The sequence below is a fragment of the Lyngbya confervoides BDU141951 genome (assembly GCF_000817775.3).
Classification (GTDB): domain Bacteria; phylum Cyanobacteriota; class Cyanobacteriia; order Thermosynechococcales; family Thermosynechococcaceae; genus Lyngbya; species Lyngbya confervoides.
Map to the genome: position 1 here is coordinate 81,948 of NZ_JTHE03000103.1, position 20,700 is coordinate 102,647.

Sequence of the window (20,700 nt, forward strand, 5' to 3'; positions counted from 1 at the left end):
CTAGTATGAGTCGGCGGTTTGAACCAGGCGATCGCAGATCTCTAGGGGCTTTCCCTGGGCAACGACCTGTCCTTTCTCCATCAAAATTGCCCCGTCGCAGTACTCTAACTCGTTGAGGCGATGGGTAACCCAAAGGGCCGTGAGTTGGCGCTCTCGCACCAGCGTTTGCACAGCTTGCACCAGATCAAGCTGACTTTCGGGGTCGAGCAAGGCGGTCGGTTCATCCAGCAGCAGCACCTCGCAATGGCGAGCGATGGCTCCGGCAATGGCGACCCGCTGCTTTTGGCCACCGCTGAGGGCATAGATGGGGCGCTGTTTTAGGGGAGCCAGGTTGACCGCTGCTAGGGCTTCGTCCACTCGTTTGCGAACCTCCACGAGGGTAAGATGCTCTTCCACCAGGCCAAAGGCGATGTCGGCGCCCACTGTGGGCATGACCAGTTGATGATCGGGATTTTGAAACACAAACCCCACGCGTTCAAAGCAGTGGATTTGTCCAGATTGCGGCGTAAGCAATCCCACCAGTAGTCTCAAGAGGGTGGACTTACCGCTGCCATTGGTGCCCAGCAGCATCCAAAATTCGCCTTTGGGCACCGACAGAGTGCACTGCCGCAAAATAGGCTGAGTCTCAGTCCAGCCAAAGCAGAGCTGTTGAACCTGGATGGCCGGATCAGCCATTGTCAGCCTGAGCCGTCAGTTGCCCAAAAAAACCCGGTCCCCGACCCGTTCCAGTTGCGCCAGCTTTATTTGAAATCTGTACCGCAATGACTTCGCTGATGATGACTGTAATTTTTTTCCCCTCATCGCGATCGCAGGTCAGCTCCAGAATTTTGGGTGTTCCCAGTTGCAGCGCATCGGTAATCTGCTTATGGGCCGCCTGGGCCGCCTCTTCCTCTTTCTTCTGGACTGAGAGGGACATCGGGGTGCCCCGTAACAAGATATCAATGGTATACATTCCGTCCCTGTGTTTATGAAATCAAGACCCGTCCATACTCTAGCCTACCTGGTTCAGTTGCACACAAGGACCTTTGCCTCTTGGCCTTCTTTGCCTTAAAAGGAAGGGCCTTACACTCCCAGGGGGGCAGACTGTCCGGTGCCGATAAGGTAGAGAAGGGCCATGCGCACCGCTACACCGTGGGTCACCTGCTGCGGCACCAGACTGATCTTCGTATCGTCCATTAAATCAGAACTGAGCTCAACGCCCCGGTTGACAGGGCCAGGATGTAACAGTCGCACTGCGGGGGCGCAGAATTTCAGGCGATCGCGGGTGATGCCAAATCGGTGTTGATATTCGCGGAAGCTCGGAATCAGGTTCTGGCTCATCCGCTCCTTTTGCAACCGCAGCGTCATTACGAAGTCAGCTTGTTCCAAAGCGGGCGGTAATTCCCAATGGAGTTGAACGCCATAGGCTTCAAATTCTCGGGGTAGCAAGGTGGGTGGTCCCGCTAGGTGAACCTGAGCACCGCATTTAACCAGGCTATGGAGGTTCGATCGCGCTACGCGCGAATGTAAAATATCCCCCACGATGGCAATTTTTTTTCCGCGCAGCAGTTCAGTTCGCGGTTGGATAGGATCCAGATGACTGCAGAGGGTGTACAGGTCTAAAAGTCCCTGGGATGGATGTTCATGGAATCCATCCCCGGCATTGAGAATGGAAACCTGGTCTCCGAGGCGATCCATTTCCGCTGCAATAAAGTTGGGCACCCCCGCATCCTGATGCCGAATAATCATGATGTCTGCGCCCATGGCCAGAAACGTTTTGGCCGTATCTAAAATCGTTTCTCCCTTGCTCAAGGAAGAGGTTCCTGGGGAAAAATTTAATACCTCCGCCGAGAGGCGTTTAGCCGCCAGCTCAAAGCTACAGCGCGTGCGGGTGGAGGCTTCGAAAAAGAGCGTTGCCACCAGTCGAGCCTGGAGCGCAGGCACTTTTTTATTGGGCCGACGCAGCACCTCGCTAAAGGAATTTGCCGTTTGCAGGACTGTATTGAGCGCATCGCAGCTAAAATCTGCCAGGGAAAGAATATGTCGATGATGCCAGGTGGTTGCCATGCCCTAGGGTCCTATCCGTCTTGCCAGAGTCTATGACCTCACTCAGACTCCGTTGCCTCACCTAGACTACACCACGACTACCCCCCACCTGGATCACTTTGACATCAGCTTTGGGCTGGTACTCGATTGGCAAGGGTTGCTGGATAGGCCACAATCCCGTTCAAAAAAACATCGGATAGGGTTTCCACAAAGGCCGTTTGCTCCTCTGGTGGGGATTGGAAGGCCGTGGGTTCCAGGCTAACCAGCATAAACAGGCTCAGAAAAATATGGGCTAGGTGGCGCGGGTTGAGATTGCGGTAAGTGCCCCGCGTAATGCCATCACTGATGTAAGCTTCCGTAATGCTGGTCATTTTGCTGAGAATCTCGGTTTGCACACGACTGCACAGATCGGGATGATATTGAATCTCCATCAGCGCAACTCGAAATAAATCAGATTGTGCCCGGAACTGCTGCAGCCAATGGTGCAGCATTAAATCGATGGCGCGATCGCTGGGCAATTCGCTCAGCTCAATCAGCAGATCCGTTAGCAGCAGACTCCAGCCCTGACTGACTAGGGTCACCAGGACATCTTTTTTATGTTCAAAGTATCGAAATAGGGTTCCCTCTGAGATGGCTGCCCCGTCCGCGATTTGCTTGGTGGTGGTGCGCTCATAGCCGCGCTGAGCAAACAGGTGTTCGGCTGCGTTCAAGATTCGGTCACGAATCGGCAGTCTATGGTTTAGGTGCCGGGAGGCAGCTTCTAAATCAGCATCACGGGGGGAAGGACTCATGCGGGCGGCTAGGGTAAGCGTACGGCGAAGATTCATCTTCATAGAGGGCTTTCCAGAATCAGGGTGAGGGGAAGCACCTGATTCTATTGTCGAATAAACCCTCTGAGAGTGAGCGAACCGTTGACCAATCTTCAAGAACTGAATCTCAAGAGCGGCCCGGAAGCTTTGGGTCACAGTTGTGGAGAAAAGTGAAGGGGTATCATAATTCGCTAGGTTGGATCTATGGGTCGGGCGGAGGCAAGGAAATCTGGACCGCTCGTAGTCCTAGCCAGGAGCGTATTGTGGTTGGGTTGTGTCGATGCTACCTTTTGATGTCCGTCTCAAGCAGTTGATGGGGGCTGTAAATATCTCAAGCTACCGTCAGCTGTCCCGCCAGAGTCAGGTGCCGCGATCGCAGATTTTGCGTCTGCGTCAGGGACAGCTGGATCGTCTGCCCTTGGGAAGCCTACAGCGATTGAGCCGAACCTTAAACCTCTCTCTGGGGGATCTCCTCCAGGTGTTTCAATCGCCAATGGACCCTGATCTCCCCCCCTATGAAACCCTGAACCTGGCCACAGAGGTTTCCCAGACGGCTGTCTCAGAGGAGGCGTTGCGTTCCTGGCAAGCCCAAGCCCTGAACATCTTGGAATCGCTCTTGCTGCAGTTGCCGACAGCGGCCTATGCGGCCCGACAAAATCCAGCGGCACCTGCTGTACGGCTGTTACCATTACTCAAGCCCATTGATCAACTGTTGGCCAGCTGGGGGGTTGAGACAATCGGACAGGTGGGCGAAACCTGTCCCTATAATCCCCAGGACCATCAATGGCTGGAGAGCGGACAACCGCCAGACCCTGGTGATGGAGTGCGAGTTCGCTACGTGGGCTATCGTCAAGGATCGCGCCTGCTGCATCGTGCCAAGGTGGTGGCTCCATGACATCCGGTGGATCTGTACCAGCCGTCTTTATCCACGAGGTGCGTTCTCTAGATCCTCAGGCGGGAGCCCATACGGCTCAGATTCTGTGGCAACGCGGCATCCGGGATCGGGCCACGGTGCCAGGATTTCTCGACCCTAACTGCTACAGTCCCACGGGACCCGATGAGTTTGGATCATCAATGCAGCAGGCCGTGACTCGCCTGAAACTGGCCTATGACCGTCAAGAGCAGGTGGTTCTTTGGGGAGATGATGAACCGGATGGGGTCCTAGCGACGGCCTTGCTTTGGGAGGGGCTAGGGAAGATTTTTGCGCCGCAGCGTCAGCTTTTTTATCGGATTGCCCCAGGACCGGGAGGCTCCTGCGGTTCCTGTGCTCCTGAACTGGAGAGCCTTGCTGCTGCAGGCGCGCGGTTGGTTATAGCCTGTAATATCGTCGGACGCAAGAGGGCCGATATGGACGAGGCTCAGGCCTTAGGCCTAGATTTTATTCTCCTTGAACCCTGTCCCTTAGCCCTTGATCCGCCTTCGGCAGCAATCTTGCTTTCTCCCCATCAGCTTGAGGCTACCCATCCCTTGGCTAGCCTGTCGGGGGTGGGCATGGCCTACAAGCTAGTGGAAGCAATCTATGGGGACATGCCCCAAATGCGCCAACAGTCCCTGGAAGATCTGTTAGATTTAGTTGCCCTCGGGGGGCTGACAGAGTTAGGCCAGATGCGTGGTGAGACTCGCTATCTGGTGCAGCGGGGAATGGCTCGACTGCAAACTTGTCTGCGCACAGGCGATCGCCCAGGGATTGCCAAACTGATCGCGCTGTGTCAAATGGCAGGCGATCGCCCAGGTGATCGGGTCTTTGGAATAGGGGCCCGGCTGGGATCTGTGATCCGTCTCTGGGATGATCCGACCCGTTGCATGGATCTATTGACGGGGCAAGACCCTCAGCAGGCCATAGAACTTGCTCGCACTGCGGAACTGACCCATTGCCGTTGCCAGGCTCTCCAGCAGTCTATCCAGGAACAGGTGTTGCAGCAGGTAGCCAGCCTGGATCTTTCAACCCTGCCCATGATTATGCTCTCGAGTCACCAGTGGTTCCCGCGGCTGCTCGGCCCTGTGGCCCAGGCGGTGGCTGATCAATATCAGCGTCCCGTCATTCTAGTGCGCATCTATGCTCCCCTCGAACCCACAGCGGCTTCGTCAACCATTGCCCTGGGGGTGGCCCGCACCGTTTCTGGTCTCGACCTGTATGCTCTAATGGCAAATCAAGCGACCCTCCTGGATCAGTTCTGGGGATCTCCCCATGGGGTGGATTTCCAATTACCCGGCGTCAATGTCTCGCTATTCCAGCAGGCCCTTAATCAGGCCCTGCGTCGACAATTGCAGGGGAATCTGCAGAGAAATCTGCAAAGGTCGGTAGACCTACAAGTAACCGTTCGAGACCTGGGTCAACCCCTGTTTCGAGAGTTAAAAAGGCTGGAGCCCTACGGATTGGGAAATCCCGTCCCCCAGCTCTGGATTCGCAACTGCTGGATTACCCAGGCCCGCTACGTTCCCCGCCGTGATCTCACCGGCCGAAAGGTGCGCTATGGTGGCACTCGCTTTGAACTGTGGGATGAGTCCAGCAAGTCGGGATTTCCAGGACTTTGGTGGGGCCACAACCGGCAAGATTTACCCACTGGTCGCTGTGATGTCTGGTGTGAATTGGTTTATCACAACGGCATCTACCAAATTCGCCTTCTCCAGGTGCTGCCCCACCTTCCCGATTCCCGCTATGAAAGACCCCGGCCTGCCATTGTGGATTACCGTGGGCAAGCGGGTGGGGAGGTTCCTCATCCGTCGGTTCAGGTGAGTCGCTGTCCTCTAAGTTGGGATGACTGGGGCCGGTGGTTTCAGCAGGCAGCACAGCAGAACCTCCCCCTGGTATTGACCTATGGCCCACCTGTCCTAGCCAGCGAATTTGACGTCTGGCGGCAATGGGTGGGCATGGCAAAGTATTTGGCCCGCACTGGTAAACCCATGGCGCGATCGCGTTTAGCCCAGGAACTTGAGATTTCCGGGGCTATGCTCATTCAGGGGCTCAGAGCCTTAGCGCCACTAGGGATTATCGGCCAGGGGGAAGAAATTCTCACCCTGGCCCCATCCGCCCGCGATTCCCACGGGACTGAGCATAATCCGGCCTTGCAGTCATTTTTGCGGGGGGTTCGGGAAATTCGGTTCCAGCAGCGCTACTTTCAAGAAGTTTCAGTCGCGGTGCTCCAAAGCTACCGAGAGGAGGGACTAGAGGATGACCGCCCGCATCGGCAGCCGTTGGCTCGATTAAAAAAGTAGCTTTTCATGAAGAAAAGCTACTTGCGAAAACCCCAAGGACTGCAGGACTCTTAAAGTGGTGGGCTACAATAGCGGGCTGCTACTCGACAATGGGATTCAGCGCGCTCTCGGGAAGACTAGGACCGCCCACCGGAGACACTCGGTAGCGGAAGCTTTCAAGCACGGTGTTGCTTCTCATGCGGTTTCCAGGCTTCAGGGTGAAAACCACCTCATCCCGAATGGGAATGCTATAGCGGGAATTGTAGATGACCCACTCGCCATTGACATATCCCAGCTTGCTCATCTCCGACAAGTTGTTGATGCCAATGGACTTGGCTAAGTTTGTGAGCCTGGTACTGACAGCATGACAGCGATTGCTGGGTGTATAGGCCCCGAGGGGATGGTCAGAGGCTAGGGTTTCGGTCCAAACAATCAGCGGGCTGTTGCTGCCTTCCATCACGGTGCTGTACTGTTGGCTGGAAGAATCGTAGTTACAGTTAAATTTCAAACTTTCCACCTGGGCATTAGCCTTCGGGGCCAGAGAAACCAGAAGGCCCAGCGCCATTGCGCCCATAGAAATGATTGCAAGGGAACGTTTCATCATTATTGTCTCCATTTCGATGTGAGAAATTCATCAGGTTAAAGATCCCCTGCGCTGAGAGGCTCGGTCTGGCCTAGCACCGCTGTTGGGGAGGCAAAACCTGATATCCGATACGTCCTCACACCGGATGAACTGCAATGGGAACAAACGTTTGGATCACGCCGACCTTGGCTCCCATATCCTGGAAGACCGCGAGTCCAAAAAACTGCACAGGAGCAAAGGGGATGGACTCTTCCTTTATTGTGAGGCGAGGAGGACATAACCTGGCTTTTTTTCAGGTTTTCTTAAGTGACTCTCCTGGTGGTTGCCCCTTACGATAAAGCTATTTGTGTCGTAGATTTCTCCATGGTTGAACAACTCAATCGCCGCTGTGGTCTGCCTGAACGCCTCACCTTTGTCGAGGATCCAGTTGGGTTTCCCATGGTGCAAATCCAGCACCCTGACGCAACGGCACGCATTTCCCTCTATGGAGGTCAGGTGCTGTCCTTTCAGCCTAAATCCCAAGCCGAAGATCTACTCTTTCTCAGTTCCCAGGCAATTTTTCAGAGGGGCACGGCCATTCGCGGCGGAATTCCCCTCTGTTGGCCGTGGTTTGGCCCAGACCCAGACCAGCAGGGGCGGCCTAGCCATGGCTTGGCTAGAACTCAGTTCTGGACGGTTTTAAAGACCGATTGCCTGCCCGAGGGGGCTATTGAGGTGCAGCTGGGCCTGACCAGTGATGACCACACCCTTGAAATTTGGCCGGTTCCGTTTCAGTTGAGATTGACTGTAACCCTCAGCCAAACGCTGCACCTGAGCCTGGAAAGCATGAACCTTGGCGATCAGACCTTGAGGATGACCCAGGCACTGCATACCTACCTGAGGATTGGAGGATTGCAGCAGATGCGAATCACTGGGCTAGCGGACACGGATTATTTAGATAAGGTAGACCAGTATCGGCGAAAGTTCCAAACCGGTGATCTGGTGATTGCGGGTGAAGTGGATCGCATTTACCTAACTCCTCCTCCAACGGTTCAAATTCACGATCCGGTGCTGAGGCGTACCCTTCGGGTGACTTCCAGTGGTGGTAACGCCGTTGTAGTCTGGAACCCTGGACCTGCGGGTCGATTGAAAGATTTAGGCTCTCAAGACTACGAGCAATTTGTCTGTGTGGAAACAGCGAATGCTGGGGGGAACCCCGTTGAATTGGCGCCCCGTGAGGCCTACACAATCTGCGCCCTCTATCAAGTCGATTGACATCCTCCCCCTCTGACCTTTCAGTTACAGAGAGAGATTCCCCGGATCGCTCCAAAGATTTCCTGCTTCAGTGCCAGTTGACTAGAGTTCATGACTGAACTCCCCGTCACCCCGACTCCCCAGGCATTTTCTATTCCCCGTTGCCCACGAAAATCACTTGAGCCGCAGCCCTGTCTCTTGGCTTGATTGACCCACATGCAAGACAGTGAGAGATTCTGACACTCAAGTCTTTTTTGACTGCGGCACCCCAATCAGGACAGTCCTGACTCGTCCCTCTTGGATAACTCCAGCTTTCGGATAACCTGCTGAAGCACCTGGGCGTTGACGCTCTTGAGCCTGGGGAAATCGGCCTTTGCTGCGGTTAACGACTTGCACTGCCGAGCATCACTTGGGAAGGGGGCATCCGCTGGCAAGATGAACGTTTGCTGAATTGAACAAGTATTTAGCGGAGACTTGCGAGAATCGAGCCAGTCTTTGCGTTCCCGCAGCGCAAAGTTCCAGGCATTGCGGCACACATCGAAGAATGTGCTCGACTCTGAAACCTGCTCGGCAGTTGGCTCTAGCTTAAATTCCCACGTCATGTTGAGCATGCGCGGGGTAGGTGGATCACTGCGGCGGATTTTGGTAGGCGGGAACCGATCAGATTCCATTGTGCTGGGCCCAATCAATGCGCTGGGCTCAATAAAAAAGGCTAATCGTTAGATTAGCCTCAAAACTCGGGAACGGAGCAAAGTTTAGTTGTGAACTAGCAGTCTGACATTGGCATTTTGGAGACCGGGCTGCTTTGCCTCTGCTAGGGTTTTGTTAATGGCATACTTTTGGTTGATTGAGTTGATGAGCTCGGTTTGGTTGTGCTTCTTCGCCACACCCCACAGATCAGCAATAAGGTCAAAGGTGCCGTTGGTGTTGCGGGACCAGCCGAGATCGTATTCTCCATCTAGAACAGCAACAATGTCGGCTCGGATGCGCTGACCATTATAGCCACGAACATCTGCCTCAGTCTTAACCTCAATTCCCAGATCTTTTAAAGAGTTCACTAAAAGTGCAGAATCAGAAATTTTGGTTCTCAAAGTACTAAAGTGAGACATTGGAAAGGTCCTCCTGAAAAAGTAGAGAGTTCAACGTAACGTACAAGGCAATCGCAAGTTGGGATTATTGCGATTTTTGGGAAACTAGCGATCGCTAGCTTTTTCCTCTGTTGGGAGCAGAAGAAAACTTTTAAAACTCCAGTCGCTGGTATTCAGCAACGGATGCAGCGGCAGGTCTTGCGCGCTGTCTTGCCCAGTCTCGAAGCGCCGCCACCTGCTCTGTCATCGTTTTTGATAATGGCAAAGTTGCACGGCTTGCAGCAATGATATCGAGCTGCGTAAACTCTCGATTTTGGGCAAAAGCTTCATACATGGCCGCAATGATGGCCTGTTCAATCTCAGCACCTGAAAACCCTTCGCAAACATTTGCTAACTCAGGGATATCAAAGCGTTCAGTACTATCGCGGCGCTTCGATAGGTGAATTTCAAAAATCTGCTCACGTTCCTTTTGGTTTGGCAGATCCACGAAGAAAATTTCATCAAATCGGCCTTTCCTCAGAAACTCTCCTGGGAGCCGATCCACGCGATTTGCCGTGGCCATGACAAAAACTGAAGACTGCTTTTCTTGCATCCAGGTTAGGAATGACCCGAAGATGCGACTGGAGGTGCCGCCATCAGAATCAGCAGAGCCGGCACCACCGGCAAACGCCTTATCCATTTCATCGATGAAGAGAATGGTGGGGGAAATAGACTCAGCGGTTTTGAGCGCATTCCGCAGATTGGCTTCCGAACGGCCCACGGTGGAACCATCATAGACGCGGCCCATATCTAACCGCAGCAGGGGAAGTCCCCAAAGGCGAGAGGTGGTTTTGGCGATGAGGGACTTGCCGCAGCCCGGAACTCCCAGCAGTAGCATTCCCTTGGGTTGGGGTAAACCATAGCTCCTGGCCTTTTCACTAAAGGCATTGGCTCGCTGCTGAAGCCAGTACTTCAATGCCTCTAGGCCACCGACGGATTGAAAGGTCTCATCCACCTCCATAAATTCTAGGATGCCGTTACGGCGGATAAGCTGCTTCTTTTCAGATAGGACAATGTCCACTTCAGCTTCCGTGAGCTTCCCGTTGGTTACTCGAGCTTTCCGATAAACCTTTTCGGCTTCGTCCACCGTTAACCCAAGGGTTGCCTTGACTAACTTTTCCTGGGAGTCTTCAGGAAGCTGACGCTCTACTGCTGTTGACTGGTGCTGTCTGAGCACCTCCTCCAGCTCTGCCATGCCTGGCATGGGGAAATCCAGGACTACAATGTCCTTCTCGAGTTCCAGGGGGATTTTCTGGACCGGGGACATTAAGATAATGCTTTTGTCCGTATTTTTAAGTGCGAAGATGGCGTCGCGGAGCCACCGCACCACCTCTGGGCTATCTAGAAACGGATGCAAATCTTTGAAAAGGTAAACCGACGGGTCGCGATCGCGAATGACTGCCTGAATGGCCATCTGCGGAGACATGGTGCTTGAAGATGTAGAGTAGGACTGATTCGCAGGTTCCTGCTCATGAACGGCTCGGAGGCCATGGGTCATTGTCCAAGCATAGACGCGCTTTTTAGCATCCGCTTCCGCAATTCTGACAATAGCTTGCTGCGCTCGGGATTCTTCCGATGTGACGAGATAGATAATCGGATATTGCGCTTTAATTAGGACACGGAGCTCTTCTTTCATGGCTTTCGGCTTTCTTGGAGCCTAGGAGATGAATCAATAGCGTCAAGCGGACATAGTGATAAATAGCTGACTGTAAACAAGTGAATGGAAAAAACTTAGGCTCTAGATCTTAGGAGTTGACTGATAGAACCGGATCTAGCTGGCAGGAACTGAGAGTTAAACTGTCGCTGGCTAGCACCGTTGGGCCTGGGGCTAAGGGGACTAACCCCTCAGGCTTGAGGACCACGGAGGTGGAACAAGCTGGGCAGGTGTGAACCTGATGGGAATGACCACAGGGAGAAGCCTCAACCTCGGCCACAATTTCGGCATGCTGAAGATAAAAGGTTAACGCTCGCTCAGTAATATCCGACATGGACTGTGTGTCAACTGCTGAACGAATCTTTAACTGCCGATGCAGTTCCGGTGGGATGTAAAGCGTAACTTTCTGTTTATCTTGCATATGCCTAACGTCAATCCAGTCCCTGGAAGTAATGCTACCGTAGCTAATATCCCCTTTGACGTCAAGCTGGTATGCCAGCTTGACGTCAAAATATTTACATAAATTAACAGCTAAAGAGTTCTGGTGCTGGTCAGGGGCCTCCTGCGCTTTATCCTAGGATAGGGGCAGGCGAGAGCCATGCTGCTCGCAGCAAGAGTCCCTGATAAAACTCGTAACCGCAATCGACAGTGACTGTAGATCTTCCCTTGATTCCCGCTGCCCCCGATGGCTTTCGGTCCGGATTTGTGGCCATTATTGGGCGTCCTAATGTGGGCAAATCAACGTTAATGAATCAGTTGATCGGCCAGAAAATTGCGATTACCTCTCCGGTTGCCCAGACTACGCGAAACCGACTGCGAGGGATTTTGACGCTGCCCCAGGCTCAAATTATTTTTGTGGACACTCCTGGAATTCATAAACCCCACCATCAGCTCGGGCAGATTTTGGTTCAGAATGCCCGATCTGCGATTGATGCGGTTGATCAGGTGTTGTTTGTGGTGGATGGGTCCGTCCCGATGGGAAAAGGCGATCGCTACATTGCTAGCCTGCTGGAAGCTGCAAAGACCCCCGTTATTTTAGGGCTCAATAAAATTGATCAGCAGTCTCCCCAGCAACGTCTGTCCCTTGAAGCAAGCTATGAGGATCTGGTGCCCGCATCCTTGCCATGGATCTTGACGCGCTTCTCGGCGATCGCCAACACTGGACTGGAGGATCTCCAGGATCAGCTTTGGCGGCAGTTGCCCTTGGGGCCATACTACTATCCACCTGACCTAGTGACTGATCAGCCAGAGCGTTTCATTATGGGAGAGCTGATTCGGGAGCAGGTTTTACTGTTGACTCGAGAGGAAGTTCCCCATTCTGTGGCGGTGGTCATTGATCGCGTTGAAGAGGAAGATCCGCTCACGCGGGTTTTAGCCACCATTCATGTTGAACGCAAGTCTCAGAAGGGCATTTTGATTGGAAAGCAGGGCAGCATGCTCAAGGCCATTGGGTCTGCGGCCCGGCAGCAAATTCAAAAGCTGATTGCCGGTCGGGTTTACCTGGAGCTTTTTGTTAAGGTGCAGCCTAAGTGGCGCTATTCTCGCCTCCGGCTGGCGGAACTAGGCTATCGGAATGATCCCTAGGGGCACGAGACCACCCCAGTGGGGTGGGCCATTGTGCTGTGGGCCAATATCTTGTTACCGCTGTAGTCTTGGGCACTGACCTAGGGAGAGTTTGACTGACAACTGCTCCAGGCTTCCATCATAGACTTCAAGGCCATTTCTAGGGGCAATTTCTCCAGGCTGCGGCGGTGGTGAAATTTTAGACTAATAATGAGCTGCTGTTGAATTTCGGCTAAAGCACGACTGTCTTCAGAGAGCCGGGATGAGTCGCGATTCATTGGCACCAGAGGTCTAATAAGGCAGTGGAACGAACGGAAGACGAAGCTTGAGCCATGATCTCTAGTTTATCAATTCTCTTTCCAAATGATTTGGAGAAGGCCAAGACTCTTGCTGTTTCAGCAGTAGTCCGTATTCAAAGCCTTCGGTGAGGGCTTGGTAGGAGGCCCCAATAATGTTGCTAGAAACGCCCACGGTGGACCAACGCTGCTGGCCATTGCTAAATTCAATCAACACCCGCGTCTTGGCTGAGGTGCCTCGTTCGCTATCGAGAATGCGAACTTTGTAGTCCTTGAGCTTGAGGGCCTCTAGGCCTGGATAAAAATTACGCAAAGCTTTTCGCAGGGATTGATCGAGGGCTTCCACGGGGCCGACTCCCTCGGCTGCGGTGAGCACCTCTTGGTCCTGTACCACCACCTTAACCGTGGCCATGGAGGTGGTGGAACATTCCGTGACGGTTTGATGCTGGCGCGCAACCACTTCGAATCCCAGCACGCTAAAAAAATGCGGTCGCTGCTGTAGAAACTGACGAATTAAAAGTTCAAAGCTTGCCTCAGCGGCTTCGAACTGATAGCCCTGATGCTCAAGCTGCTTGACCTGTCGAAGAATATGGCGGCTGGTGGGGTCTTGCTTGTCCAGAACAATTCCGTAGCGTTGAGCTTTTTCCAGAACGTTGCTCAGACCTGCCTGCTCGGAAATAACAATGCGCTGCTGGTTTCCCACTTGGCTGGGGGGAATATGTTCGTAGGTGGTGGCATCCCGCTGGACTGCGCTGACATGAATTCCGCCCTTGTGGGCGAAGGCAGAAGCCCCCACGAAGGGCGCGTGATCATCCGGAGCTAGGTTGACAATTTCGCTTACAAATTTGCTGACGGCTGTGAGCTGGGCCAGTTGAGACTCCTGCAGGCAAGGGTATTGGAGCTTAAGCTGAAGGTTGGGAATCACGGAGCATAGATTGGCATTTCCACATCGCTCTCCGTAGCCATTGATGGTACCTTGGACCATCTGGGCACCGGCTTGGACGGCTGCTAGGGAGTTAGCCACTGCGGTTTCTGAATCGTTGTGGGCGTGGATGCCGATCCTGGGCTGGGTAATGGTACCTGATTGCTCCGACAGTAACTGCTGGCAAACCTGCTTGGTAATGGCCCCAATGTGCGGGGGAAGGGTTCCACCGTTCGTGTCGCAGAGTACCAGCCATTCCGCCCCCGCTGCGATCGCGGTGTGGAGGGTTGCCATAGCATAGTCTGGATTGGCCTGATACCCATCAAACCAATGTTCAGCGTCGTAAATTACGCGGCGTTCCTGTCGTTTGAGAAAGCGGATCGAGTCCGCGATCATGGCTAGGTTTTCCCCCAGGGAGGTCTGCAGCGCCTGCCTAACGTGGAGATCCCAAGATTTGCCAAAAATGGTGACCCACTGAGTGTTGGCTGCTAGGACCGGCTGGAACATCTCTGTCCAGTTTGCCGGAGTGCCAGGACGCCGGGTAGAGCAAAAGGGAACGAGCTGGGCTTGGGACAGGGGCTGTCGTCTTAGCGCTGCGAAGAGATCATCATCTTTTGGGTTAGCACCGGGCCAGCCGCCCTCGATGAAGTGGATGCCTAGCTGGTCAAGGCGGTGAGCAATGCGCACCTTGTCTTGAACAGATAGGGAAATGCCCTCGCGCTGCGCGCCGTCCCGGAGGGTTGTGTCGTATAGACAGATGGCCTCTTGGGAGAGGAAGGGGGGGTGTGCCATGGCCTGGCTCCTGCCGCTAAACAGCGGCTGAAATGAGCGGGTGAGGTTCCCTCACATAGCCCCTAGCCTACCAGGTTCAAGCAAGACATCAAGGGAGCGTTACGCGACGTTAACAGGCTCAGCATAGTCAGGGGCATACTCCTGCAGCAAAGAGGTCATCTGATTGAGAATGCTTTTGGTCTCGTCCTTGGTGGTGAGTGCTTGGCGCTCAGGGAAGAATTCTGGCTGATCCAGGCTGCGGGCAATGGCTGACTGCACCTGCTCGGCAATCATGTCGATTAAATCATCTTGGGCCCGTTTGCGCTGATAGGTGGCACCCTCCTCCGTGGTGGCATAGAGGGGGGGCAGTCGATTGAGGGCATAGGCGGCAATATCCCCCAGATCCAGGGCAACGTTGTTGGAGGCTTCGATGGCCGACACCTTCGTAATCGCCTCGGAAAGCACCAGTTCTTCCATAACGTTAATGAACTGCTTGCGGGGAACAGCCGTCACTTGACCGGTGAGCAGGGCTCCCATTAAGCGATCTAAAGCTTGATACTCCTCTACCGCAAGCTCCGATGCTTTGTCGCAAATGCGACCCACCTCCGCTTCCATGGTTGGGGTCAGGTAACCATTGGTCATTGCTTGTTCGACAATCTCTTGAATCGTCATGGGAGATCGATACCTTAGCCTTGTTCCGATACGACTAGGTTTAGTTTGCCCAAGTCGATCGAGAAACGCACTTCAAACTTTACTCAAAATTTTGAGCTTGCCACTGGGCTGGATCCACTGCCTGACCGTTCACGTAGAATCCATAATGCAGATGGGGACCCGTGGATGCGCCGGTACTGCCAACGGTCCCAATTTTTTGCCCTGGGCTGACCATCTGCCCTTCCTGCACGGAAATATCCTGAAGATGGATATAAATTGTAATGACGCCTTGGCCGTGATCAATCCCCACAGAATTCCCATGAATCTCAAATCCGTTGGCCTCTCGGCCCACTAGCACGACCTTGCCCTGTGCTGCGGCCAGCACTGGAGAACCGGCATATCCAGCGTAGTCTAAGCCTCGATGATAGTAGTCATTGGCAAAGACACCGTTGTAGTAGCGTCGAACGCCAAATCCCGTGGAGAGTGGGCCGTTATTTGGACGAATAAAGGGGCCACTCCAGTGCTTAACGGGAGTTACCATGGCCTTCAAGGCATCCATGCGATCAAATTCGTAGTCGGTGCCTGTATCGTCCTGCTTGCTGGGGGGCAGCCAGATGCTCTGGGTCGGAAACCAGCGTTGACCAATCCAAAGCATTAAATTTCGCTGCTTCTGGTTCCCCTGAACCGTTAGGGGACGGCGTCCATACTGCTCAAGGGGAGTGGTGGGGATCAAGGCTCGCCAACGATTGGCTGCAATTTGGAAGGCCGGAAACTCTTTGCCGTTGACGCTGACGCTGGGGGCGGTGGTGAGAGATTCACCAGGATCGGGGGTGACAATGACAGAGAGCGTCTCGCCAAGGGTGGGCTGTTTGGGAGAAACCGTGACTTCTATTGCCTGGCTGGCACCGGTGCCCAGGGTGCTGAGTGCAAGGGTGGCGATCGCTGGAAGGAATCGTTGAAAAGGCTTCATCATGAATCGGGGAGAAAGTGAAACAGCAGTGGAACAGACGCAAGGAGCGGCTGGAAAATTTCAAGCCGGGGAGTGATGTTGCTCCTGAGAAAGTCCCCCGGAGTCTGATCGCACCTGATCAAAAGACTGGCGTAAGATACCACAAAATGCACAGACGCTGCGAAGCGCTTCGGGTTAACGGGTTAACCAGAGCCCATGAGCCAAGGCCCATGGTTTGCACTCAGGTGAAGGCCTTGGAACGCTCAACATCAAAAGCGCTGAGGATCTGCAATCCCGAGCGTCACCAAGGGATGACAATCTCCTAAAGTCCCGGGATTACAACCCGGATTACAACAGGGACTGCGGTATCATAAGCTCACCCATTTTCTTTGACCTAAAGCAGCAATCTGTGGTGAAGACGCTATAGACTGGGAGCTAGGGTTAAAAATTTTAAATATGGCTAAATCTTAAAAATATGAATTTCTACCATTGCCTAATATCTATGTTTCTAATCCATGATTTCTATACTTGATTCCTAAACTCTATTCATAATATTTATCTGCTAGCTAATTAAGTGCTTTTTTGGGGGCAAGTCTTCAGTACTTAACCCCTGACCCGGTGATCCAGTTCCCTATATTAACTTCTAAAATAATGCGTCCCTACTACGATCGGGTTTCCATCTTTGTTGATGGAAACAATATGTTTTATGCTCAGCAAAAAAACGGTTGGTTCTTTGACCCGAAGCGAATTCTTAAATACTTTACTCTGGAACCGGATGTGAAGTTGGTGAATGCTTTTTGGTATACGGGTCTAAAGGACTCCCAGGATCAGCGAGGTTTTCGAGATGCCCTGATCAGTTTGGGCTATACGGTGCGGACCAAGGTCCTGAAAGAATACTACGATGATAACTCCGGCCGTTATTCGCAAAAGGCCAATCTAGATATTGAAATTGTGATTGATATGTTCAATACAGTGGAGCAATATGATCGGGTAATTCTGTTTAGTGGGGATGGTGACTTTGAGCGGGCAATTGAGCTGTTGCGTTCTAAAAGCACCCATATTACTGTGGTGTCTACTGAGGGCATGATTGCTCGCGAACTGCGCAATGCCACGGATCAGTATATTGACCTCAATGACATTCGTGAATTTATTGAGAAAACTGAATTTTAAGCGCGATCGCTCAGCTAGCGGCCCACCAAGTCCCGAAACCAACCGTCTTCCCAGAGTGGGTAAAAGTCCGGATCCGATCGGGCCGTATCGCGGTAGCGAGGATTGAGTTCAATGGCGCGCTCTAGATTTTCCAGGCCTAGGTCAATTTTATCCTGAGCAATGTCGCTCACCGCCTGACTGTATAGGGTGTGAGGATCGTCAGGTTTAATGGCTAACGCCTGACGGAAACAGGTTTCGGCCTGTTCGAAGTCTCCTAGTTTGGCCTGAACATAGCCGAGATGGCTCCAGGATTTGTGGGCATTTGGGGAAAGATCTACCGATTTTTGGAGTGAGTCACGCGCCTCTTCGTAGCGTTCTAAAACTTCCAGAGCCAGTCCCCGATTAAGCCAGTTTACCCCTTCTTCCGGTTGGAGTTGGACGGCCTTATCAAAGGATTCGTAGGCCTCGGTGTGCTGTTGCAACATGCCGAATACGGCCCCGCGATTAATCCATGCTTCCGTAAAATCAGGGTCAATCTCCAGAGCTTTGTCGTAGGTGGCGATGGCATCTTCAAAACGGCGCAGCCGCTCCAGCATTAAGCCTCGGTTCATCCAGGTGGTGATATCGGTGGGTCGCAGCTTCAGCACCTTATTAAAGGACGCAATGGCTGCTTCATAGCGCCGCATTTCCTTGAGCCACAAACCACGATCATTCCAGCTGTCTGCCTGTTGCGGCTCTAAATCTAGGGCCTTATTGATGGCCGCAATTGCATCTTCATATTGCTGGAGAGCCGCCAACGCCTGGGCTTGCTCACGCCAAAGTTGAGGATTCTCAGGCTGTAGGTCCAGGGCCTGATCGTATAGGGCTACGGCCTGAGAATACTGCTGCTGGGCTGCCAGGGCCTGGGCCTGGTGAAGATAGTCGGAAATCTCTAAAAAGAGCTTTGGATGATTGCTCTTCAGTTTGTCCAGGGTTGTGTTGATCTGGCTAAATTTTTGTTCCAGATCCTCCAAGGCCGCTTGGGCAAAATCGGAGGGCTGGAGCTGGGCAATCTGGGTGAGAATCGTTTCCTTTTGGGCTTGTGCGTTCTGAGCTATCGCATCCAAGCGCTCCTGGGCAGAGGCTTCTAGGGCCTCAAGCTGAGATAGGGTTTGGCGCTGCGATGAGGCTAGATCTTGCTGAATCTCCTGGGTGGCCTGGGTGAAATTTGCGGTGAGCTGATCGAGCTGGGTGAAGGTAGTGGATTTTCTGAGATCAACCTCCTGCCCCAGGGATTCAAGGGTTTGATTGACCTGCTGCATCTGTCGCTCGATCCGACTCAGGGCCTCTTGCTGCTGCTGAATCAGCTGTTGGTCAGCCTGTGTCAGCTTTTGTTGTGCTTCACCTTGCAGGCGATCGATGACATCCTTGACCTGGTTATATTGGGTTTGCAGGGTGCTTTGTAGCTCAAGAGCTCGGGTGGAGAACTGGCCCGCGCTTTGGTAAAGCTCCTGGGTTTTAGTTTCCGCTTCGCGGGCATATTGCTCTTGAGTTTTGGACAGTTGAGCCACCAATATTGCGCCGGATTGCTCCAGATTCTGCAGCAGTTCCTGTTGAGCCAGGGAAGCTTTATCTGCAGCCTGCTGCTCAATTTCAGAAAGGTTGGGCACAAAGGTAGACTCAAGGCGTTTAAGATTATCTAAAATTTGACCCCACTGATTTTGGGCATTGTCTCTCAGCTGATTTAAATGATCCTGGTAATCTCGATTAACGGCCTCTAGTCCTTGCAAGAGGGCATCCTTTTTGCCGCGAATTTCCCCTTCAAAAATGGCAAGCTTGGGCTCAAAGGCGACCGAGAGTTGATTGAGATTTTGCAAAAGCTGATCTTTCTCGGCCTGCGCCTCGCCCTCTAGCTGGCGAAGCAGGGTTAGAAACTGCTGTTGGGCGCTTTGCAGAGATTGTTGCAGTTCTCCTTGCTCTTGGTCCAGTTCTGCTTCAAGGGTCTTCAACTTGGGCTGAAACTCTGCTGCAATGGCTCGGCATTCCAAAATAATTTGGTCCTGTTGGTTGCGCAGCTCATCATATAGCTCACTGACCTTGAGCTTGGCATCAGATTCGTACTGGGCCAGGGTTCGTTGAGACTTGTCCGTGAATTGTTTAAAAGCCTGAATACCCTCTTCCTGCATTTTGGCTAAACCAGCCAGCGATTGGGATAATGATTGACGCTTGCTGGTCAGATCCTGCCGAAATTCTCGACTGTGCTGGTCTAGATCTTGGGTCAAGACCTTAGATTTTTGTAAAACTCGATTGACCTCCAAATTTGCGCTAGCAATTTGTGCTTTCAGCTGCGTTAACTCCCGCAGTTGAGTTTCAACAATTTCGGTGACCTCTCGAATCACGGAGCGGCGCAACAGCCACAGGCTAATCACGGCTGTGACAAACAGCAGGGCTAGGACCGCCAGAAAAATATTGAATAAGGTCGTGGTTTGGCTGAGTTTCCGCAGTTCCGACAGCTCCTGCTGCTCGGGGGCTGTTAGGGTGGGGGCGGGGTCGGGTCGGGTTTGGGCCGCAGCTGAACGACTGGGCAGAGTGCTGAGGGGAAAGGTTGTGAAGATCAGCAGAACCAGCTTTGTCCCAAATGCAATAATGCCCCAGGGATAGGGGCGGGGCGATCGCGTTTCCCCGGAGATGGCCCTATCGACAGTGGCAATTTGGTTCATAGGAGCTGACGTAAACATTCCCTCATTTATGCCCATCATCTTCGTTTTGGTCAATGCTCCTTAGCCGAGTTCTATAGCTGAGTTCTCTTAGGATTTTGGGAGGCCCTGGTCCTGTGGGTCAATGGCCCCCGAGGGAGCCCCTTCTGAGTCCATCTTGGCCCAGGCTAGTTTGGATTGGTCTGAAACCCTCAGGGCAGGTTATGGTTTCATTAAGGTCTGGTGCGAGAGAAAATCCCGGAAGTCAACGATGGTAGGATTGCTCTGGCGCCGCAGTCAAACCCAATTTATGCAAGCAACGAAAAGTTCTCCAACCCAGCCTCTGGCCCCGGTGTCCTCTGTCGGGCAGATTCTTATTGTAGAAGACGAAGAAGTGATTCGCGATACGGTTTCCTTGGCGCTTCGAGATGAAGGCTACACCGTGATCACCGCTGTGGACGGTAAAATCGGGCTTGAGCTCATTCAGTCGGGAGAAAAGCGCCGACAGATGACTGGAGAATCACCCCTGGATCTGGTCATTCTAGACATTATGTTACCGGGTATCAATGGCTTGGATCTGTGCCGGTATATTCGGCGCGAGGGGTTTCCGATTCCCGTTCTCGTTCTCAGTGCTAAGGGGAGTGAGGCTGATCGAGTGGTGGGCCTGGAGGTGGGTGCCGACGATTATTTGGGAAAGCCCTTTGGAATGCGGGAACTTGTGGCTCGCTGTCGAGCGCTGCTGCGGCGTCAGCAGATGAATCAGTCCCACTCCAGTCAGGCGTTGAAATGCCGAGATTTAGTGCTCTATCCCCAGGAATGTCGAGCGACTAAGGCGGATCGAGATCTCAATCTATCACCGAAGGAGTTTAAAATTTTAGAGTTGTTCATGAGCTACCCACGTCGCGTTTGGCCTCGGGAGCAGATCCTAGAGAAGATTTGGGGAATTGACTACATCGGCGATAGTAAAACCGTTGATGTTCACATTCGGTGGCTGCGCGAGAAAATTGAGCGCGATCCTAGTCATCCAGATTATCTGGTTACGGTACGCGGGTTTGGCTATCGGTTTGGTTGATGCTTAATTCCCATCCCAAATAGGCG

The 20,700-nt window shown here is 53.0% G+C and carries 19 protein-coding genes and 1 pseudogene; 6 read left to right on the forward strand and 14 right to left on the reverse strand.

What is annotated here, in order from left to right; genetic code table 11:
- The 4 genes from QQ91_RS17925 to QQ91_RS17940 form a co-directional block, all read right to left on the reverse strand.
- Positions 1-675: an energy-coupling factor ABC transporter ATP-binding protein gene (locus tag QQ91_RS17925; RefSeq protein ID WP_166276835.1), complete on the reverse strand. Its 675-nt coding sequence runs from the start codon at positions 673-675 to the stop codon at positions 1-3.
- Complete coding sequence (locus QQ91_RS17930; protein WP_166276838.1) at positions 668-952, reverse strand: UPF0367 protein family; 285 nt, start codon at positions 950-952, stop codon at positions 668-670. The genes QQ91_RS17925 and QQ91_RS17930 overlap by 8 nt, the downstream gene beginning before the upstream one ends.
- Before the next feature lie 110 nt (positions 953-1,062).
- The gene (locus QQ91_RS17935; RefSeq protein WP_166276841.1) at positions 1,063-2,046 is read right to left on the reverse strand and encodes an aspartate carbamoyltransferase catalytic subunit; all 984 of its coding nucleotides are present in this window, start codon (positions 2,044-2,046) and stop codon (positions 1,063-1,065) included.
- 104 nt (positions 2,047-2,150) lie between these two features.
- Positions 2,151-2,858 carry a TetR/AcrR family transcriptional regulator gene (locus QQ91_RS17940; RefSeq protein ID WP_236095942.1) on the reverse strand — a complete coding sequence of 236 codons (708 nt, stop codon included), beginning with the start codon at positions 2,856-2,858 and terminating at the stop codon, positions 2,151-2,153.
- Between the two features lie 256 nt (positions 2,859-3,114).
- On the opposite strand from QQ91_RS17940, the gene QQ91_RS17945 reads away from it, so the two are divergent.
- Positions 3,115-3,729, forward strand: coding sequence for a helix-turn-helix domain-containing protein (locus QQ91_RS17945; protein WP_166276845.1), 615 nt, complete (start codon positions 3,115-3,117; stop codon positions 3,727-3,729).
- Positions 3,726-6,050 (forward strand): single-stranded-DNA-specific exonuclease RecJ, encoded by a 2,325-nt coding sequence (locus tag QQ91_RS17950; protein WP_166276848.1) that lies wholly within the window; start codon positions 3,726-3,728, stop codon positions 6,048-6,050. The genes QQ91_RS17945 and QQ91_RS17950 overlap by 4 nt, the downstream gene beginning before the upstream one ends.
- A gap of 79 nt (positions 6,051-6,129) precedes the next feature.
- Here QQ91_RS17950 and QQ91_RS17955 read toward each other — a convergent pair whose 3' ends face one another.
- Complete coding sequence (locus QQ91_RS17955) at positions 6,130-6,633, reverse strand: COP23 domain-containing protein (protein ID WP_166276851.1); 504 nt, start codon at positions 6,631-6,633, stop codon at positions 6,130-6,132.
- A 342-nt stretch (positions 6,634-6,975) separates the two neighbouring features.
- On the opposite strand from QQ91_RS17955, the gene QQ91_RS17960 reads away from it, so the two are divergent.
- Positions 6,976-7,866 (forward strand): D-hexose-6-phosphate mutarotase, encoded by an 891-nt coding sequence (locus tag QQ91_RS17960; RefSeq protein ID WP_166276854.1) that lies wholly within the window; start codon positions 6,976-6,978, stop codon positions 7,864-7,866.
- Between the two features lie 130 nt (positions 7,867-7,996).
- Here the strand turns inward: QQ91_RS17960 and QQ91_RS21925 are convergent, their stop codons facing one another.
- From QQ91_RS21925 to QQ91_RS17980, 5 genes and pseudogenes are all read right to left on the reverse strand, one after another.
- Positions 7,997-8,212: a zinc ribbon domain-containing protein gene (locus tag QQ91_RS21925; RefSeq protein WP_445974545.1), complete on the reverse strand. Its 216-nt coding sequence runs from the start codon at positions 8,210-8,212 to the stop codon at positions 7,997-7,999.
- Positions 8,145-8,456: pseudogene (locus tag QQ91_RS17965) on the reverse strand (helix-turn-helix domain-containing protein); the annotation flags it as partial. The pseudogene QQ91_RS17965 and the gene QQ91_RS21925, both read right to left, overlap by 68 nt.
- A 144-nt stretch (positions 8,457-8,600) precedes the next feature.
- Positions 8,601-8,954: a DUF1257 domain-containing protein gene (locus QQ91_RS17970; protein ID WP_166276857.1), complete on the reverse strand. Its 354-nt coding sequence runs from the start codon at positions 8,952-8,954 to the stop codon at positions 8,601-8,603.
- 130 nt (positions 8,955-9,084) lie between these two features.
- Entirely contained in the window at positions 9,085-10,608 is a 1,524-nt protein-coding gene (ycf46, locus tag QQ91_RS17975; protein ID WP_166276860.1) for a stress-responsive protein Ycf46, read from the reverse strand.
- Positions 10,609-10,717: 109 nt separating this feature from the next.
- On the reverse strand, positions 10,718-11,047 hold the full coding sequence (locus QQ91_RS17980) for a slr0373 family blue light stress response protein (RefSeq protein ID WP_166276863.1): 330 nt from the start codon (positions 11,045-11,047) through the stop codon (positions 10,718-10,720).
- Between the two features lie 227 nt (positions 11,048-11,274).
- On the opposite strand from QQ91_RS17980, the gene era reads away from it, so the two are divergent.
- Positions 11,275-12,210, forward strand: a complete 936-nt coding sequence (era, locus tag QQ91_RS17985) for a GTPase Era (RefSeq protein WP_250833394.1) — start codon at positions 11,275-11,277, stop codon at positions 12,208-12,210.
- A gap of 318 nt (positions 12,211-12,528) precedes the next feature.
- On the opposite strand, the gene cimA is transcribed toward era, so the two are convergent.
- The 3 genes from cimA to QQ91_RS18000 all read right to left on the reverse strand — a co-directional run bounded on the left by cimA (position 12,529) and on the right by QQ91_RS18000 (position 15,802).
- Positions 12,529-14,199, reverse strand: a complete 1,671-nt coding sequence (gene cimA / locus QQ91_RS17990) for a citramalate synthase (RefSeq protein ID WP_166276869.1) — start codon at positions 14,197-14,199, stop codon at positions 12,529-12,531.
- Between the two features lie 99 nt (positions 14,200-14,298).
- The gene (locus QQ91_RS17995; protein ID WP_166276872.1) at positions 14,299-14,850 is read right to left on the reverse strand and encodes a late competence development ComFB family protein; all 552 of its coding nucleotides are present in this window, start codon (positions 14,848-14,850) and stop codon (positions 14,299-14,301) included.
- A gap of 79 nt (positions 14,851-14,929) precedes the next feature.
- The gene (locus QQ91_RS18000) at positions 14,930-15,802 is read right to left on the reverse strand and encodes a M23 family metallopeptidase (RefSeq protein WP_166276875.1); all 873 of its coding nucleotides are present in this window, start codon (positions 15,800-15,802) and stop codon (positions 14,930-14,932) included.
- Between the two features lie 627 nt (positions 15,803-16,429).
- Here QQ91_RS18000 and QQ91_RS18005 point away from each other — a divergent pair.
- Positions 16,430-16,948 carry a LabA-like NYN domain-containing protein gene (locus QQ91_RS18005; RefSeq protein WP_166276878.1) on the forward strand — a complete coding sequence of 173 codons (519 nt, stop codon included), beginning with the start codon at positions 16,430-16,432 and terminating at the stop codon, positions 16,946-16,948.
- Positions 16,949-16,962: 14 nt separating this feature from the next.
- Here the strand turns inward: QQ91_RS18005 and QQ91_RS18010 are convergent, their stop codons facing one another.
- A complete protein-coding gene (locus tag QQ91_RS18010) occupies positions 16,963-19,644 on the reverse strand; it encodes a tetratricopeptide repeat protein (protein WP_250833395.1) in 2,682 nt (893 codons plus the stop codon).
- Positions 19,645-19,912: 268 nt separating this feature from the next.
- Here QQ91_RS18010 and QQ91_RS18015 point away from each other — a divergent pair, with 268 nt between their 5' ends.
- Positions 19,913-20,674: a response regulator transcription factor gene (locus tag QQ91_RS18015; protein WP_166276884.1), complete on the forward strand. Its 762-nt coding sequence runs from the start codon at positions 19,913-19,915 to the stop codon at positions 20,672-20,674.
- Positions 20,675-20,700: the final 26 nt, after the last annotated feature.

What these genes read in the sequence shown, in the direction of transcription:
- QQ91_RS17925 (WP_166276835.1), bottom strand. Translation starts at nt 675, where the DNA reads ATGGCTGATCCGGCCATCCAGGTTCAACAGCTCTGCTTTGGCTGGACT.
- QQ91_RS17930 (WP_166276838.1), bottom strand. Translation starts at nt 952, where the DNA reads ATGTATACCATTGATATCTTGTTACGGGGCACCCCGATGTCCCTCTCA.
- QQ91_RS17935 (WP_166276841.1), bottom strand. Translation starts at nt 2,046, where the DNA reads ATGGCAACCACCTGGCATCATCGACATATTCTTTCCCTGGCAGATTTT.
- QQ91_RS17940 (WP_236095942.1), bottom strand. Translation starts at nt 2,858, where the DNA reads ATGAAGATGAATCTTCGCCGTACGCTTACCCTAGCCGCCCGCATGAGT.
- QQ91_RS17945 (WP_166276845.1), top strand. Translation starts at nt 3,115, where the DNA reads ATGCTACCTTTTGATGTCCGTCTCAAGCAGTTGATGGGGGCTGTAAAT.
- QQ91_RS17950 (WP_166276848.1), top strand. Translation starts at nt 3,726, where the DNA reads ATGACATCCGGTGGATCTGTACCAGCCGTCTTTATCCACGAGGTGCGT.
- QQ91_RS17955 (WP_166276851.1), bottom strand. Translation starts at nt 6,633, where the DNA reads ATGATGAAACGTTCCCTTGCAATCATTTCTATGGGCGCAATGGCGCTG.
- QQ91_RS17960 (WP_166276854.1), top strand. Translation starts at nt 6,976, where the DNA reads ATGGTTGAACAACTCAATCGCCGCTGTGGTCTGCCTGAACGCCTCACC.
- QQ91_RS17970 (WP_166276857.1), bottom strand. Translation starts at nt 8,954, where the DNA reads ATGTCTCACTTTAGTACTTTGAGAACCAAAATTTCTGATTCTGCACTT.
- ycf46 (WP_166276860.1), bottom strand. Translation starts at nt 10,608, where the DNA reads ATGAAAGAAGAGCTCCGTGTCCTAATTAAAGCGCAATATCCGATTATC.
- QQ91_RS17980 (WP_166276863.1), bottom strand. Translation starts at nt 11,047, where the DNA reads ATGCAAGATAAACAGAAAGTTACGCTTTACATCCCACCGGAACTGCAT.
- cimA (WP_166276869.1), bottom strand. Translation starts at nt 14,199, where the DNA reads ATGGCACACCCCCCCTTCCTCTCCCAAGAGGCCATCTGTCTATACGAC.
- QQ91_RS17995 (WP_166276872.1), bottom strand. Translation starts at nt 14,850, where the DNA reads ATGACGATTCAAGAGATTGTCGAACAAGCAATGACCAATGGTTACCTG.
- QQ91_RS18000 (WP_166276875.1), bottom strand. Translation starts at nt 15,802, where the DNA reads ATGATGAAGCCTTTTCAACGATTCCTTCCAGCGATCGCCACCCTTGCA.
- QQ91_RS18005 (WP_166276878.1), top strand. Translation starts at nt 16,430, where the DNA reads ATGCGTCCCTACTACGATCGGGTTTCCATCTTTGTTGATGGAAACAAT.
- QQ91_RS18010 (WP_250833395.1), bottom strand. Translation starts at nt 19,644, where the DNA reads ATGTTTACGTCAGCTCCTATGAACCAAATTGCCACTGTCGATAGGGCC.
- QQ91_RS18015 (WP_166276884.1), top strand. Translation starts at nt 19,913, where the DNA reads ATGCAAGCAACGAAAAGTTCTCCAACCCAGCCTCTGGCCCCGGTGTCC.